Origin of the sequence: Nostoc sp. (genome assembly GCF_036919895.1) — a bacterium.
In the GTDB taxonomy this organism is placed as follows: domain Bacteria; phylum Cyanobacteriota; class Cyanobacteriia; order Cyanobacteriales; family Nostocaceae; genus Nostoc.
Map to the genome: position 1 here is coordinate 1 of NZ_JBALBW010000025.1, position 15,651 is coordinate 15,651.

Here is a 15,651-nt window from a genome sequence, read left to right on the forward strand (position 1 = left end):
GCTCGTGCCAATGCCAAGCTCAAGCTTTGTTTTATCAGATTGATGCTCAAAAGACTAGCTGCTACCTAAAAAAGATATCAAATGGGTTCTATAAGTCTTTCAAGCAGTTGAGTCTGACTCGACCGCTTAATTATGACAAAAATAAAACCTATTTTGGGTTTATCCCAGATTAGGTTTTAGTATATAACTCAAAACTTTATTGCGTTAGTAAAAACTAAACTGTCATAAAAACTAAGTAAGCTGTCGCAAAGAGAAAATTAATTTGCGTGTCTAAATCTGTTTTCAGTGAAAAGTACAATCGATTTCGTAAATTGCTTATTCAAGCTCGCCAATTAGCTAACCTTACTCAATCTGAGTTATCAGCGAAGCTTTCGCGCCCACAATCATATATCTCCAAATATGAGCGTGGCGAGCGTCGTTTGGATTTAATCGAATTTTTGGAAGTAGCAGAAGCTCTTCAAATTGAGCCAGCAACTTTTATTAGTAAACTACTTGAAGAAAAAGAGGACAACTAATTATTATTATCCAGTTTTTAGATTTCAACAATGCTGATAGCCTTATCAGTACCAACTACAGTTTAGAGTGGAAAGAAATAAGTGACACACTCACCTTGATGCCGTTGCATGTTAAGCCTTCGGATCAGAGGGGAAGACAAGGAGAGCTAATATTCGACCCAGTTGGAACAAACGAATACATTAAAAATGCCTTAGTTAAGCTAAAATGGCAGAATAATATAGTCATTCTCTCTGAATATAGATTTTTAGGAAAAGAAATTGATTTTGCCAAAGCAGGTATTATTCTTGAAATACAGTTTTCCAACTATCCATTTTTATTAAATAATACCTTACGTTCAGAATTATTATTTAAAGCAGGGACTATCTTTGCAAAATGCTCTACAAGACTTGTAATTATTATTACAAAAGCTCAAATTTTTCCTGCTTCAAACAGCACTCTTTACTATGAACAGGCTGTTCAACAGTTGAAAGCTTTAATTCAAAATCATGTCTTCGATGTGCCAATCAGACTTATTGGATTGTTTGAACAACGAGACACAGTTACATCAGTCATATCCACTATGTATCAAGAAAAAAGATATTCTAGAATCGTTCAGACTAGAATTAGTTGCCGGGGTCAACTAATCTCTGGCAGATTAGCAACTAGTCGTTGCCAAATTCATCTTATACAATAGATGATATATTAGTCTAGGACTTACGCATTGACAGAAAAGCCGAAATGACTACTATGCTTTTCAGGGCTTTTAGCTAGATTTTTCAGCTATCTTTTTAAGATCGCAACTGACAAAGCATGGTTTCTAAAAGTCTGAAATGACCTATTTACGTTAATACACAAGATGATTCGTTTGTACAGTGCGTAAGTCCTATAGTCTTAGAATCTAATTTCCATTTGGACACTAATCTTTTTCTCCGAGGATTTTTTTCCATTTAATTTTGGATCTATAGGGATATCTTCATTTCGCAAAAGAGCAGCAAAAGCTGTTTCTTCATAAAGCAGTCGTTCTTGCATCTCCTGCAAATGGTACTCTTCTGGGTATATTTTCGCTTTACTTCTTTCTGATGGTTTTTCTCCAACTTGCACATCAAATCTAAATTTATCAATTGGCAGACCTGTACGTTCTACATAATCACGTAGTGTTTTTAGATTTGCAAAACAGCCATTTTCATCAGGCTCTCCACTGAGCCGTCTAAGAGCCACTTTATGATATGTTGGATCTATTTCTGTCCCCATAAAATGCCGTCCATAATCCTTAGCGACAGTCGCTACAGTTCCCGTTCCCATGTATGGATCAAAAACTAAACCATCCTTTAGAGTTGTGGCTAATACAATCCTAGCTACCAAATCTTCTGGAAATTGACAAGGATGTATAGTTTGCTCCTCATGATTATGCTTTACATTTCGGAAGAGCCAAATATCTCCTGGATTTTTTCCGTCTGGATTGCACGAAAGTTCTCCCTTACGCTCACCTCGATAATGCTTTTTATTTTGATATTTTTGTGGGACTCTAATAGCATCCAAATTGAATATATAATCATCAGTTTTAGTAAACCAAAGAATTGTTTCATGTCTACATGAAAATTTCTTTTGGGCATGAAGACCATGTTGCCTAGCCCAAATGATTCTATTTCTTGGAATCAAACCACACGATTCTAAAATTGGAAAGAAGCGAATATCAAGAGGAATAATTGCACGTTTGTCAGCAAAAGCACCAACTTGCCAAAATAAGGAGCCTGTTTTTTTAAGAATTCTACCGCACTGCTGAAGTATGAATGTTTGCTCTTCTAAATAAATATTGAGAGCTTGCTTCGCTTCGTATTCTTTCCCTAGATTGTATGGAGGTGATGACACAATTAAGTCTACACACTCATCTGGTAAATTATTTAGCAATGATTTGCAATTTCCTAAAGTAATCTGGTCTAGTGGTAGCTTCTCTTTTCCAGCCTTCACTGCTATCTACCCTTTATTAGAAAAAATTCAGTTACTAAATAAAATAACCTAAAATAGGTTTTTACACAAGGTATCGCCTCGCTTCATTTCGTTTAGAGGTGAAATGATCAACCGTACAGAAAGTTACGCTAAGGCTGTAACCCTTACTGGATAGGCATTCTACAAACCAATATTTTTCACAATTCTGAATGTGTCAATTAACCTATAGGCTATTTGGTGCAGCTTTTTTATACGGTACAGCAAGGCTTTCAAGCTCCTAAATTTCAGAGACTTCAATTGGTACAGTTTTATTCCTGGCGATCGCAGTATTGAAAGCGGTTCATCAAGTCCTTACAGCACTTACGGCAGCTATGAGGTACATCTCCAAATCTGAAAGCTTTGATAGGAGAGGGCAAGGAGAAAAACTGTATTGCATAATAGCCGGAAGCGCTGTAGCGTAAGTTTCTGCATGGATGCTCATTTCACCCCTATCTGTCCTTTCAAACACATAGGACAGATGATTCTAAATATTTATTTATGTACTATAAATTTCACTGGTCTGATGGTTAAGGAGGCATTAGAAAATGTTCGCTATCTTGACCTGAAGGCTTGGTCATCTCAAGTTTTTGGTCAGTCCACGCTCTCAAAAAGAAAAACTGTATTTTCGACCTCAATTGACAACACAATAATTGCATGAAGTTTTTGGCTCTTGCGTTGGTTTTATGGTAGGGCATTAAAATAGCAGTTTTGTAGAAAGGCTCAAAAATTTAAAATCCAGTCATAGCATGGAACATAGGCTTTGATTAGATTTTATTTATTATTCGACTCCATAAAAGGAACTGAAGAGCCAAGTTTTTTAGCAATTTCCCTACAAAGTCAACACCCTAGGTTAGGGGGATCGCTAAGTACCTAAAATCACGGCGAAATACTTTTAAAACATCCTCTATGGGCAACAGAGGGATAAAGCGACTTTTAGAAAATTTTAGAAATCTATACAAATCTGACCATCATGCCAGCACTAACTAGCGATTAGGGTGGGCTGTTACCCACCCTCACACTCTAACTTGCTACAGCTTCAGCAGGGGCTGCCTGAACAGCAGTTATGGGTAGATAAACACTAACTTTTTTACGAGTTTTGCCCTTTCTTTCAAACATTACAACACCGTCGATTAAGGCAAACAGAGTATCATCGCTACCAATACCGACGTTATTACCAGGGTGGAATTTAGTACCGCGCTGACGCACGAGAATGTTTCCTGCACGCACAACTTGACCGCCATAACGCTTGACACCCAGGCGTTGGGCGTTAGAATCACGACCGTTACGTGTACTACCTGTTCCTTTCTTATGAGCCATGATTTCCTCTTTTGTATCTACTTCTTTTTATTATTCAGCAGCGACTTCAACTTCTTCGGCAGGAGTTTCATTTGAAACGGGGGTTTCCTTCTCCGTTTCTCCTTGGGCAACAAACACTTCACCGTTAAGGGTGATGGAGTCAATCATAAGTCTGGTAATTTCCTGACGATGCCCCCGTTTTTTACGGGTTTTCTTTTTCGGCTTCATCTTGTATACCAAGACTTTACGACCTCTGTAATGTCGCATTACAGTCCCTTCGACGGTGGCACCTGTCACTAGTGGCTGGCCAATGCTGACTGCGCCATCGTGCTGCACGAGTAATACGTAGTCTATTGTAACTTTTTCATCTGGTTCGATCGGAAGCAGTTCAATATCGTAAAACCGCCCTGGCTCTACTCGTATTTGTTTGCCGCCAGTTTCAATAATTGCGTAGGTCATTAAATTGTCCTTGAGGTTGCCGTACAGGTAGCTGGTTTTGATCTCGTGTAGAGAGGTTTTTGCCAGCTTTTGTAATATGTCTACCTGATCCGAGCAGGAATTAGACAGACAATCTAATATCTTATTTTATTGATAGGTGTAAGTCAAGCTTTCAGTTGCAAAGATTCGTGATGGCGATCGCTTACCCAAAAATCAGAATCGATGCTTATTAGTTCAATAATGCTTCCATCTTAGGGCTGATTTTTATAAACTAGTAGAAATATTTTAGACTCAAACTTATAGTTTCTTATCAAAATTCACACATTTATCTTATTTATTTTAAAATTAAACTTACGCGACTAATCTAATAGTTCTTGACAGAATTTAGGGAATCGAAAAAATCAAATTCTTACATTCAAACCTGATATTAAAAACAGGAGATTGATTCTCATGACACAGCAAAATGCTACCCGACTTTTTCAAGCTGTAAAACAAGATCAAGCATTACAGCAAAGACTTAAAGCGACAGCCGATCCAAAAGCCTTCATCAAGATTGCAAAAGAGCGTGGCTATGACTTCACGGCTGATGAACTGGACAATGAAATCAACAAGTTATCTGAAGAAGATTTAGCCGCCATCGTCAATCCAGGATGGGGAACTAGACGGCATATTAATCCTAGATAATTCCTATTCTAGGAAACTGAAAGTATAGGAACAACTCAATTGATAACTTTTGCTCCTCAAGGGATACCGTTGCATCATCTCCTTGAGGAGCATTTATATTAAACTAAGCAACTCTGCTTCCCATCTCGCCACCTGCTTAACTCATGAGTTAGGATGACTATATTTTAATCAGGTGATATGGAAAGAATAGAAGTTGAGCAAAGAACTATTTTAATTGGTTTGGCGGGTAGTCACGGCTATGGTTTAAATCGTCCTGATTCAGACTTTGATTATCGGGGAGTATTTATCGCACCCAAAAGGTACTACTTGGGATTCGATCGCATCGAACAAAAAGATACTGGTTGGGATGAACCAGGAATATTTCCATTTGTTGATGGTAACAAAGACACAGTTATATATGAATTAAGGAAAATCCTCCAGTTATTGGCAGGTGCAAATCCCAATGTTTTAGAATTGCTCTGGTTAAATAACTATCCTTTTCTCAACACAGTAGGACAGCATTTAATTAATCATAAGCAGCTATTTTTGAGCAAGAAGGTAAAACATACTTACACTGGTTATGCCTTTGCTCAAATAAAAAAGATGGAAACTCATCGTAAATGGTTATTAAAGCCACCGCAAAAAAAACCAATACCATCCGACTTCGCCATAGAACACGAAGCACCCTTAAGTAAAGATGAGCTAAATGCTTTTTTGGAGTATCTTTATAACTTAATCAGAGGACGGATTGAGTTTTTAGAAGAAGCGGAGCAGTTATACAAATTGTTAACAGCAGACACTGATTTTAAAGGAGTTTTAAAAAAATATACTTTGCCTGATGAAACTTTAGAATATACCCAACACTTAACCAATAGCCGCAAAGATTTTATCCGTTTGCTTCAAAAAAGCCAAGGTTATCAAATAGCTTTAAGAGAATGGAAAGCTTACTTATCTTGGCAGGAAAATAGAAATCCGGCTAGGGCAGAAATGGAAAGACAGTCGGGTTTTGACCTCAAACATGGGATGCACTGCATTAGATTGTTACGCAGTGGAGTAGAAATATTGCGTCAAGGTGAAGTGATTGTAGATAGAAGAATAGCTGGTGATGTTGAGGATTTAAGAGCTATTTTGAAGGGTGAGTATTCTTATGAGCAGGTGATGAAAACCGCAGAAGATTTGGTCGCTGAAATGGAAACTGTTTATGAACAGTCTGCCCTACCTCATAAACCTGATTTGGAGCAAATTAATGAGTTGTGCATGGAATTAGTAGAAATGCAAAATTGGTAAATAAAAAAGTGACAAGTTTGGAATTATAAGTCCTGGATTCTGACCAAATTTTTATTAATTGTTCTTGAATGTGAAATAAACCTGCGCGGTAGAGGCAATTCATGAATTGCCCCTACCTGAATCCTTACGGTTTCGGTTATTGTTTACGCAAGTCCTGAGCTACTTCCTTTCTGGATGCGCTGCATCCTCTGGTGAAGGATTACCCATCTGATTAATTGTGGCAATCATCTGATACAGTCGCCCCAAGTCGCGTTGATTGAAGTACAAAATGAGGCGGGGTAGTTCAGCAGTTTCATCTTGTGCTTCTTGAGGTAATGCCTGACTTTTTTCAATCTGTCCTTTAACAAGAATGTCACTGAAATTAGCATTGAGTTGCTTTACAAGAGCGTCTGATATATCTGTCTTCAGACGAATAACTAACTGATTGCTGACATAACGACATGAGTGATAAACCTGGTAAAAACGAGTGATTGCATTACAAGCGACATCCAGATTATCTGTCACCGTGTAAAGGCTAGGGTCTTCAGGACTGACAAGACCATTTTCCACTAATTGCTGATCAATATATTTGCTCCAAGAGCGCCAATAATCACCACCAGGGCGATCGATTAAAACCAGAGGTACTGGGCCAAATTTCCCATTCTGGGTTAATGTCATACATTCAAAAGCTTCATCTTGAGTGCCAAAGCCTCCCGGAAATAAGGCTACAGCATCACTTTCTTTGAGGAGAAACAGTTTGCGGGTAAAAAAATATTTGAAGTTGATTAGCTTGGGATCGCCCTCTATAAAAGGGTTTGCTTCCTGTTCAAAGGGTAACTGAATGTTTAATCCAAAGGAATTTTCTCGCCCAGCGCCTTCGTTACCCGCCTGCATGATTCCACCGCCGCCGCCGGTCATCACCATAAATCCTAATTGAGAAACAGCGCGAGCAAACTCAAGGGCCATTTGGTACTCTGGTGTATCTGGTGCTAGACGAGCCGAACCGAAGATGGTAACTTTGCGAACGTGTCGGTAATCATAAAACAACTGGAAACCGCGTTCCATATCTGCTAATGCAGCCGACAATATTTTCCAGTCAAGACGCTCAATCTCGGTATCAGCTAGACGAACAATGGTAGCAAGTACTTGCTGAATAAGTTGCCGATTTTTTAATGTCGGTAAACGAGCGATCAATTCAGCGATATCCGCCTGTAAAGACTCTAATGTGTCAAATGACGCAGATGAAGTCATGAGAACTGCTGCAACAAGGGCATTATATTCTACGTGAATGAATCACACTCTAGCAAGCGGGATATAGCCCTGTGATGTAGAGTTAGAACTCTCCGAACTTAGCGCTTTAACCTCTTGTCTCTGTGTTCTCTGTGTCTGGAGTGTTTTGTTTATTTGGATATTTGATAAGCTTTAACAAAATAACAGTTAAAAAATCTAACAATTTTAGTAAACATACTCACTACATTTGCCACCCTTGTATTTTTAGGTAAATGTAGTTTTTTAGCTATTTGTAAAGTGTGGGGGAGTCTAGCAGATGAAGATATTGGTACTGAGTTGGGAGTTTCCGCCCAGGATTGTTGGGGGAATTGCGCGGCATGTAGCGGAGTTGTACCCGGAACTGGTAAAGCTAGGGCATGAAATCCACCTGATTACAGCCGAATTTGGTCAGGCATCAATGTATGAGGTGGTTGAGGGAGTAAAGGTACATCGCGTGCCTGTGGCATATAGTAACGACTTTTTCCACTGGGTAGTCAATCTCAACTTGAGTATGGGAGATCACGGTGGTAAGTTGATTTTAGAGGAAGGGCCGTTTGATTTAATTCATGCCCATGACTGGTTAGTGGGAGATGCTGCGATCGCTCTCAAGCATAGTCTCAAAATACCACTAGTTGCTACAATTCATGCTACAGAATACGGACGCTATAACGGTATTCACACAGATATCCAAGGCTATATAAACGGCAAAGAAAACTTGCTGGCTTTCAACGCTTGGCGGATTATCGTTTGTAGCGATTATATGCGCCAAGAAGTAGAACGAGCATTACAAAGCCCTTGGGACAAAATCGATGTTATTTATAACGGTATCCGAGCCGAAAAAAAACAGCATCACGTAGATTTTCATGCGCTGGATTTTCGCCGCCAATTTGCCACAGATAATGAGAAAATCATTTATTACCTCGGTCGTATGACTTACGAAAAGGGTATACCAGTATTACTTAATGCTGCACCCAAGATCCTGTCAGAAATGGGAGGTAATGTTAAATTTGTCATCGTCGGTGGCGGCAATACTGACCATCTCAAGCGCCAAGCTTGGGATTTAGGAATTTGGCATCATTGCTATTTTACCGGTTTTCTCTCCGATGATTATTTAGATAAATTCCAAACTGTCGCTGATTGTGCCGTGTTTCCTAGCCTTTACGAACCCTTTGGGATTGTCGCTTTAGAAAGCTTTGCTTCCCGTGTTCCTGCAGTGGTTTCTGATACTGGTGGTTTTCCTGAAGTGGTGCAACATACCAAAACAGGTATTGTGACTTGGACGAACAATCCCGATTCTTTAGCTTGGGGAATTTTGGAAGTTTTGAAAAATCCAGGTTATCGGCAATGGCTGGTAGATAACGCTTATGAGGATTTAGAGCGCCGCTTTAGCTGGCCGAAATTAGCTAGGCAAACTGAAGAAGTATATCAGCGAGTTGTGCAGGAGCGATCGCAAATTCTCTGGTAATCAATCAAGCATACTGTTTATATCTGACATTAGGGATACCTAACTAATGTCAGTGGATAAATGTAAACTTTGTTTAAAGTTGCATAAAATCCTAATCAACTTTTGATAAATCCACAATAGGCACTGCTGTAATTTCTTCAGCAGTGCAAATTTAATTTGGTTTTGGCGTTGCTTAATAGCAGTATGTATCAATCCAAAGAATAGAGACGGGATAGTTCACACCTCTACAAAGGTTTTGAAATCAAACTGAATCAGCAACGCCAAACTTTCCTATTCAGTCATCTCCTACAGAGAAATCTAATTTATGGCGATCTCAACCGAACTAAGTGTTAACTCAGGTACGTCTGCGATCAAAGCCTCTACCCATACTGGAATGGGGGCTATTCCCTACAAAGGAGGAACAGCCTTTCGGGTTTGGGCGCCATTTGCTTCAGCAGTTTACGTGGCTGGAGATTTTAATCAATGGTCTACAACAGCAAATCTCCTCGCCTCGGAAAATAATGGACACTGGTCTGTGGATGTTCCTGAAGCTAAAGAAGGTCAAAAGTACCGCTATGTGATTCAAGGTAATTTCATTCCGGCTGATTCTGTATGGTGGCGTACCGATCCCTACTGCAAACATGTCCTCGACAATGACGGCGCGGATGGTGTAATTGTCACCGATAAGTTTGACTGGGGAAGTGATACCTTCAATATGCCACCCTGGAATCAATTGGTAATTTATGAGCTGCATGTAGCTTCTTTTAATAGAACCGAGAAAAAGCCCGGAGATTTAGATTCAATTATCAAGAAACTAGGAATATTAAAAGACTTAGGCATCAATGCTATTGAACTGATGCCGATTTTTGGTTTCCCAGGTGAATACTCTCTAGGTTATAACCCTGCTTTCCCCTTTGATATAGAAAGTAATTATGGCGATCCTAGTCAATTTAAAAACTTTGTCAAAGAAGCCCATAAAGTTGGCATAGCCGTCATTCTCGATGTAGTTTATAACCATTTTGGTAGTGGAGAACTAGATTATTCTCTACGGCGGTTTGATGGTTGGAATCAAAATAATGGGGATGGAATCTATTTCTATAACGACAGACGAGTACAAAGTGGTTTTGGCCCTCGCCCAGACTATGGACGGGATGAAGTGCGGCAATATATCCGTGATAATGCTCTGATGTGGCTGGAAGAATATCATATAGATGGTTTACGGTTTGATTCCACAGTCAACATTCGTAATATTTATGGCAAGAACAACGAGTCTGCAAATGATATTCCAGAAGGCTGGAGTTTGATGCAACGGATCAACAATGAAATAAATCGCAAGATGCCGTGGAAGATTACCATTGCCGAAGACTTGCAAAATAACGAATGGATAAACCGTAGTACAGGAGCCGGGGGAGCCGGATTTGATTCCCAGTGGGGTAGTTCGTTTTATTATCGGATTTTTGAAGCGGTGGTGGCTCCCAGTGATAGCGCCCGTAATATGTACAGCGTTCGGGACGCAATTTTACAAAGGTTTGAAAACGATGCTTGGAAGCGAGTTATCTACAGCGAAAACCATGATGAAGTAGCGGATATTAACCACAAAGTCCGGCTCCCGGAAGCAATTTGGCGTGGGAATGCAGATAGCTGGTTTGCCCGCAAACGTTCTACCTTAGCAGCAGCTCTGGTTTTTACATCTCCTGGAATCCCGATGATTTTTCAAGGTCAGGAATTTCTGGAATGGGGAAGTTGGAAAGATTCTGGCACTTTAGATTGGAGCAAGAAAGAGAAATTTAGTGGTATTTGGAATCTTTATCAGTCGCTAATTCGTTTACGCCGTAACTGGAATAACAATACCAGAGGTTTACAGGGACAGCATGTAAATGTACATCATGTCAACAATAACGACAAAGTTATTGCCTTCCATCGTTGGAATAACGGCGGAGCAGGAGATGATGTAGTTGTTGTTGTGAATATGGGCGATCGCTCCTACGATAGCTATAATCTGGGCTTTCCTCGTGGCGGAACTTGGAAGGTAAGATTTAACAGCGACTGGAACGGCTACAGCCCAGATTTTGGCAACCATCTTGGTTATGATACATTTGCCGATCGCAATGACTCTGATGGAATGCCCTTCCGTGCCAATGTTGGTATTGGCCCTTACAGCGTCTTGATTCTCTCTCAATAACAAGACTTACATAAAATTACATCCGCTCTGGGCAATTCTTAATTTGTAATTACGAATTATGAGAAATTGCCCCTAGAATAAGCAAGTGTTGCCCACAAGCGAATTGAGGACAAACCAGGCATTTGGTAAAATTATCCTCGTGCCTGATGCAGAATATCGCGGTTGAAGAAGAATTCAGAATAAAGACCAGCAAATCTATGATTTGCTGGGGGTCTTGAACCCACTTATTCAAACATTCGCAGACTCACTATCTACCAGCCATACAGAATACATTCTTCATTCTGTTAGCGTTAGCGGGGCGCTTAGCCGATTCTAACTCCTGAATTCTGTTTTGATAAAACTTAAGAATTTTTTCGGAAATTGTTAGTCATTTTTGCGGAAAGATTAGAGTTATTATTGTTTCCATAAACACAACTTATTTGTATAGTCAAGCAAAGCAAACTTGGAGTGATTCAAAAATGCTCATTGCTGCTATTTTTTGTGACTTAATTTGGTCGATATTTATCTACCAGGAGAAAAATTAATGGCTATTGAAATCTTGCAAACAGATGACCAATACGTACTAAACCACTGCACTAAATTTCTTGCCAGAGATAATACAGACCCTCGCCATAACTTTGGACAATTGAGTGATGACGATCCGCGATCTCGTATTTCTGAACCTTGGCGATTTCCGATTATCGATAGTTACAGCGATGGTAGCGATTTTGTCAAAAGTTATTCTTCTAATGTAGTGACTTTTGTATATCAGCAACCAGGAGCCACACCACCAAAAAATGTTGCTGTGATTGGGACTTTCGCCAACCTTTATGAGCCAATTCCACTCAAGTCTGTCAACTTTGTTGGGGAACCTACAGGGTATTATGCTCTATCGATTATCGTACCGAAAGGACAATTTCACACCTACAAATTTATTGTCGATGGGCAGGCAATAATAGACCCAGTAAATCCCCAGCGGGCCCAGCTTGACAACGGTCAAACTTGGTCGCGATTTTTTACCCAATTGTGTACTGAGCCATTGAACTTTGAGGATTGGGAATTCGACATTGTAGCTCGATTAGTAGATCATATTTTGCCTTTCCAAACCAAGGAAGGGGAAAACTTTTTGAACCGTTATTACAATTTTTTGGGTAAACAAGATAAACAGGTGCAATACGCCTATGCTTATCGTCTAGATGAATCAGTAGGAGCAGCAAACTTTATTGACAACATTTTAGCTAGGGAAGAGAATCATCATTTAATTGATTACAAAATTTGCTTAGGTCAAATTAGCCGGATATTACGGCAACGCAATCCCTACGTTGAGCCAAAAGATGTCTCTAAAGAGTTGTACATCGACCTGTATAACGAAATGGCTACAAACAAAGTCAACGGTTGGAATTATCAGCAATATCAAGAACCCCTATTCTTCCTACAATTACTGCGCCGCCACACATTTACAGGTGCATTTTCTCATCCTAAATATGGTGGAAATGTGGGAGGAACAGGTTGGGCTTATCTATCAGAAAGGTATACAGATAAGAACGGCAAAACCTTATTTGATTGGCGCAGAGCGATAGAAGCACCCCTTGGACTTAACAGCGATTATCGGGGCTAATTGATTTTCCTAGGAGAAGATATATGCAAACAGAATTTGATGTAGTGATTATTGGTAGTGGCGCTGGGGGTTCCCCCATTGCCTACACTTTAGTGAAGGCTGGGAAATCAGTGCTGATTCTAGAAAAAGGCCCACTATTTCGACCCCAGTATCAGAATCCTCAAGGGTTAAGTGACTTTAAGCGTGATGAATTGTTTGCTGATGGCCCAGAAAAGCGTATCCGCGTTCCTGGAGTTGCTAATCAGAACGAAGCCTTTTATTCTAGCCACGTTGAACCAGATATTAACGACGAGCCGCATATCTACCGCGATCGCAATGGACAAGACCGAGCCACAATTGAAGGTTATACAGCCCAAGTAGTCGGCGGTGGTACTCAAATTTATGGTGGCGTTTCCCTGCGGTTTACGCCTACCGATTTACGCCTACAAAGCTTTAATGCTGGACGTAAAGATTTAAAGAATGACCCGAATGGCGATGTCCAAAGAGAAGCGCGTGATTGGCCTGTAACTTATGACGAGCTAGAACCGTACTATGTAAAAGCTGAATACCTTGTAGGTCTTAACGGCACTGCCGACAATCAGCTAAAGCCTTTTAGTAAAGATAGCTATCAACCGCCCTTAGAACCTAACCCAATTAGCAATTATGCGAAGTTTGGTATGGACAAGCTAGGCGAACAATTGGGTAATGGTAAATCAATTAAGCCCTACCGCACACCACTAGCGGTGATTACCCGCGATCATCAACCCAGTGGACGCAAAGTTCCCAAAGATCCCGAAACCATCAAAACCAGTTATGTGAACCGCTTTGGCTGTCCTCTGGGTGTGAAATCAAGTACTTGGGTATCTTTACTTAGCCCGATCGCTAACCAACCAAATTTTGAAATTCGGACAAACTGTGTAGTCACTCATTTAGAAAGTGAGGGATCGAAAGTTAGCCGAGTCGTGTACCGCGATCCGAGCGGCAAAACCCGGTTTGTTCAAGGAAAGTTGGTAATCGTCGCTTGTTCTGCCATTGAATCGATTCGGTTGCTGAAGCTGTCAGGACAGCTGAGTTCCGAATTCAATCAACGCATCAACCAAAATGATTTATTAGGTAAATACTTCCTTACCCACTGTTTTGGAGGTGCTAGTGCCCTGATGCCCACTCGCAGCGATAAAACCTTAGCTCTTGATGCTGATTGGGCAACCGATGCTTGCGCCACTGACGACTTTCTCAAAAGCAGAGGACTTTGGGCTGGAGGGGCAATCTACAACAATACTTCCGATCAAGCCTTGCCTATTTCTCTGGGACGTACCCACGGTAGTCGTGATTTAGACACACTTTGGAAAGGCTTCATCGAAGATACCAGTTTAGCGGCTCAAGGGTTGACGGACTTTTTGGACAACAACATGGGTAGAGGTTTATCCGTCAGCTTTATGGCTAATCAAGTACCCCTGAAGACCAATCGAATTGAACTCCATCCCACAATTAAAGATAAGTGGGGTCGTCCTGTGGCTCACATCATCAAAGAATGGCACAGCCACGACAGATATCTCATGGACACCTTGGCGGAAATGTGCGGCCAGGTTTTGAAGTTGGGTGGTAATTCAATTCCAGGCGAATTCAAATTTGAATTTCAAGGTCAAGGTGGCGTGTACTTGGCAGAAAACGCCTTAGCACGGATTGCTAACCATATTCTTGGCGGAGCTAGGTTTGGTACTGACCGCAAAGACTCGGTACTAGACCGCAATTGCAAAGTTTGGGACTTTGATAACCTCTACGTCACCGATGGCTCATTTATGCCGACATCGGGAGGCGCAAACCCCACTTTGACAATTCAGGCCAATTCTTTTCGGGTAGCTGACGAATTACTTAAGAGGCTTTAACTTTATGGACCCAGCATTTAACGACATTCAAACTAATCCGTGGAACGAGATTTTTAAAGTCGTCTTTTTTCCCGATCGCATTTACCATGCCGAATACCTCAACGCTACCCGCAGCCCCCGTTACCGTTACAACGTGAGAGAGGTTCGCAGCTACTTGGGGATCAATGCTCTGAAGGGAGAGGTATATCTGGATGGAAAGTTTATCAGTAATTTTCTGCGACTGGAATACAGATCCAGTCGTTTAGTAGAGCAAGTACGCGAGAAAAAGCGTCTGCTCAGTAATGGTGTGATTGCTTGGGTGAAGCTGTTACCAGAAGATGAAAGCAAGAAAGGAGAAAGCAGGGTAAAGCTGCACTATTGCCCGTGGATTGATGCTTACGAAGTAGAGATTTGGGAAACCTTAGAAGCCCCTGCTACCAGTTACCACGATTTTCAGATTTTGGATCAAATGGGGCGCAATGGGCCAATTACGCGGGTTAAGGCATTTAACCCAGCTTTGCGAGATATCAAAGCACTAAAGCAGATAGAATTGGCATTTCGTGAAAACGATCGCGATTTACCCACTGGCTACCAAATTAGCGATGCTGATGCGTGTTGGGATAATGATTATTCGCGATCGCACCAAGAACCCCGGAGTCAAGAACCCAGTTCACAGCAAAATACCATTAAGGATGAAAACTACCTAATTAACTTCCAACGCGGTTGGTTCTTACAAGCACCAGACATTCAGCCTGTGCGCTATCGGAATGCAATGATGGATGGCGACAATCCAGATCGAGCAGACGACAACATTATTGATATGCGCTGGATTGTTCAACGGGAACTAGGCGGTTCCAACATCTTCTTCCACGAAGTGACAATTCCTCCCGGCAAAGTGGAAGGCACTCACCAACATATTGGTACAGAAGAATTGTACTACATCACCGAGGGAGAAGGCATTGCTTATATGCGTGTCGGCGACGATCCAGCCACAGACAAATACCCAACTGTAGAACGTCAAGTCATGGGACTGGGGAACCGCGAATTTAAAGAACTCCCGGTGAAATCAGGTAGCATCATTTTTACCAAAAGTGGTGGGATGCATGGCATTCGTAACCCTGGTACAAAACCCATGAAGTTCGTTGCTTTCTTGTATCACACAATTTAATTT

The 15,651-nt window shown here is 40.9% G+C and carries 13 protein-coding genes; 9 read left to right on the plus strand and 4 right to left on the minus strand.

The genetic code is table 11. The features are described from left to right. The first annotated feature begins 266 nt into the window (after nucleotides 1–266). Together V7K55_RS03970 and V7K55_RS03975 are read left to right on the plus strand one after the other, a co-directional pair. A complete protein-coding gene (locus V7K55_RS03970) occupies nucleotides 267–515 on the plus strand; it encodes a helix-turn-helix domain-containing protein (protein WP_334828429.1) in 249 nt (82 codons plus the stop codon). A gap of 98 nt (nucleotides 516–613) precedes the next feature. After that, nucleotides 614–1,189: a restriction endonuclease gene (locus tag V7K55_RS03975; protein ID WP_334828662.1), complete on the plus strand. Its 576-nt coding sequence runs from the start codon at nucleotides 614–616 to the stop codon at nucleotides 1,187–1,189. Between the two features lie 197 nt (nucleotides 1,190–1,386). On the opposite strand, the gene V7K55_RS03980 is transcribed toward V7K55_RS03975, so the two are convergent. The 3 genes from V7K55_RS03980 to rplU form a co-directional block, all read right to left on the minus strand. Next, nucleotides 1,387–2,463, minus strand: coding sequence for a DNA-methyltransferase (locus tag V7K55_RS03980; protein ID WP_334828431.1), 1,077 nt, complete (start codon nucleotides 2,461–2,463; stop codon nucleotides 1,387–1,389). A gap of 1,038 nt (nucleotides 2,464–3,501) precedes the next feature. After that, nucleotides 3,502–3,798: a 50S ribosomal protein L27 gene (gene rpmA / locus V7K55_RS03985; RefSeq protein WP_334828433.1), complete on the minus strand. Its 297-nt coding sequence runs from the start codon at nucleotides 3,796–3,798 to the stop codon at nucleotides 3,502–3,504. 30 nt (nucleotides 3,799–3,828) lie between these two features. Next, nucleotides 3,829–4,236 carry a 50S ribosomal protein L21 gene (rplU, locus tag V7K55_RS03990; RefSeq protein WP_334828435.1) on the minus strand — a complete coding sequence of 136 codons (408 nt, stop codon included), beginning with the start codon at nucleotides 4,234–4,236 and terminating at the stop codon, nucleotides 3,829–3,831. Between the two features lie 429 nt (nucleotides 4,237–4,665). On the opposite strand from rplU, the gene V7K55_RS03995 reads away from it, so the two are divergent. Further along, nucleotides 4,666–4,899 (plus strand): Nif11-like leader peptide family natural product precursor, encoded by a 234-nt coding sequence (locus V7K55_RS03995; protein WP_334828437.1) that lies wholly within the window; start codon nucleotides 4,666–4,668, stop codon nucleotides 4,897–4,899. Between the two features lie 177 nt (nucleotides 4,900–5,076). Next, nucleotides 5,077–6,165 (plus strand): nucleotidyltransferase domain-containing protein, encoded by a 1,089-nt coding sequence (locus V7K55_RS04000; RefSeq protein ID WP_334828439.1) that lies wholly within the window; start codon nucleotides 5,077–5,079, stop codon nucleotides 6,163–6,165. A gap of 159 nt (nucleotides 6,166–6,324) precedes the next feature. Here the strand turns inward: V7K55_RS04000 and V7K55_RS04005 are convergent, their stop codons facing one another. Next, complete coding sequence (locus V7K55_RS04005) at nucleotides 6,325–7,395, minus strand: LOG family protein (protein ID WP_334828441.1); 1,071 nt, start codon at nucleotides 7,393–7,395, stop codon at nucleotides 6,325–6,327. 295 nt (nucleotides 7,396–7,690) lie between these two features. Here V7K55_RS04005 and V7K55_RS04010 point away from each other — a divergent pair, with 295 nt between their 5' ends. The 5 genes from V7K55_RS04010 (at nucleotide 7,691) to V7K55_RS04030 (ending at nucleotide 15,648) form a co-directional block, all read left to right on the plus strand. Then, nucleotides 7,691–8,878: a glycosyltransferase family 4 protein gene (locus tag V7K55_RS04010; protein WP_334828443.1), complete on the plus strand. Its 1,188-nt coding sequence runs from the start codon at nucleotides 7,691–7,693 to the stop codon at nucleotides 8,876–8,878. A 304-nt stretch (nucleotides 8,879–9,182) separates the two neighbouring features. After that, complete coding sequence (locus V7K55_RS04015) at nucleotides 9,183–11,039, plus strand: alpha-amylase family glycosyl hydrolase (protein ID WP_334828445.1); 1,857 nt, start codon at nucleotides 9,183–9,185, stop codon at nucleotides 11,037–11,039. A gap of 523 nt (nucleotides 11,040–11,562) precedes the next feature. Then, nucleotides 11,563–12,636, plus strand: coding sequence for a gluconate 2-dehydrogenase subunit 3 family protein (locus V7K55_RS04020; RefSeq protein ID WP_334828447.1), 1,074 nt, complete (start codon nucleotides 11,563–11,565; stop codon nucleotides 12,634–12,636). 23 nt (nucleotides 12,637–12,659) lie between these two features. Then, on the plus strand, nucleotides 12,660–14,501 hold the full coding sequence (locus V7K55_RS04025) for a GMC family oxidoreductase (protein ID WP_334828449.1): 1,842 nt from the start codon (nucleotides 12,660–12,662) through the stop codon (nucleotides 14,499–14,501). Between the two features lie 4 nt (nucleotides 14,502–14,505). Further along, nucleotides 14,506–15,648, plus strand: a complete 1,143-nt coding sequence (locus V7K55_RS04030; RefSeq protein WP_334828451.1) for a cupin domain-containing protein — start codon at nucleotides 14,506–14,508, stop codon at nucleotides 15,646–15,648. Nucleotides 15,649–15,651 lie beyond the last annotated feature (3 nt).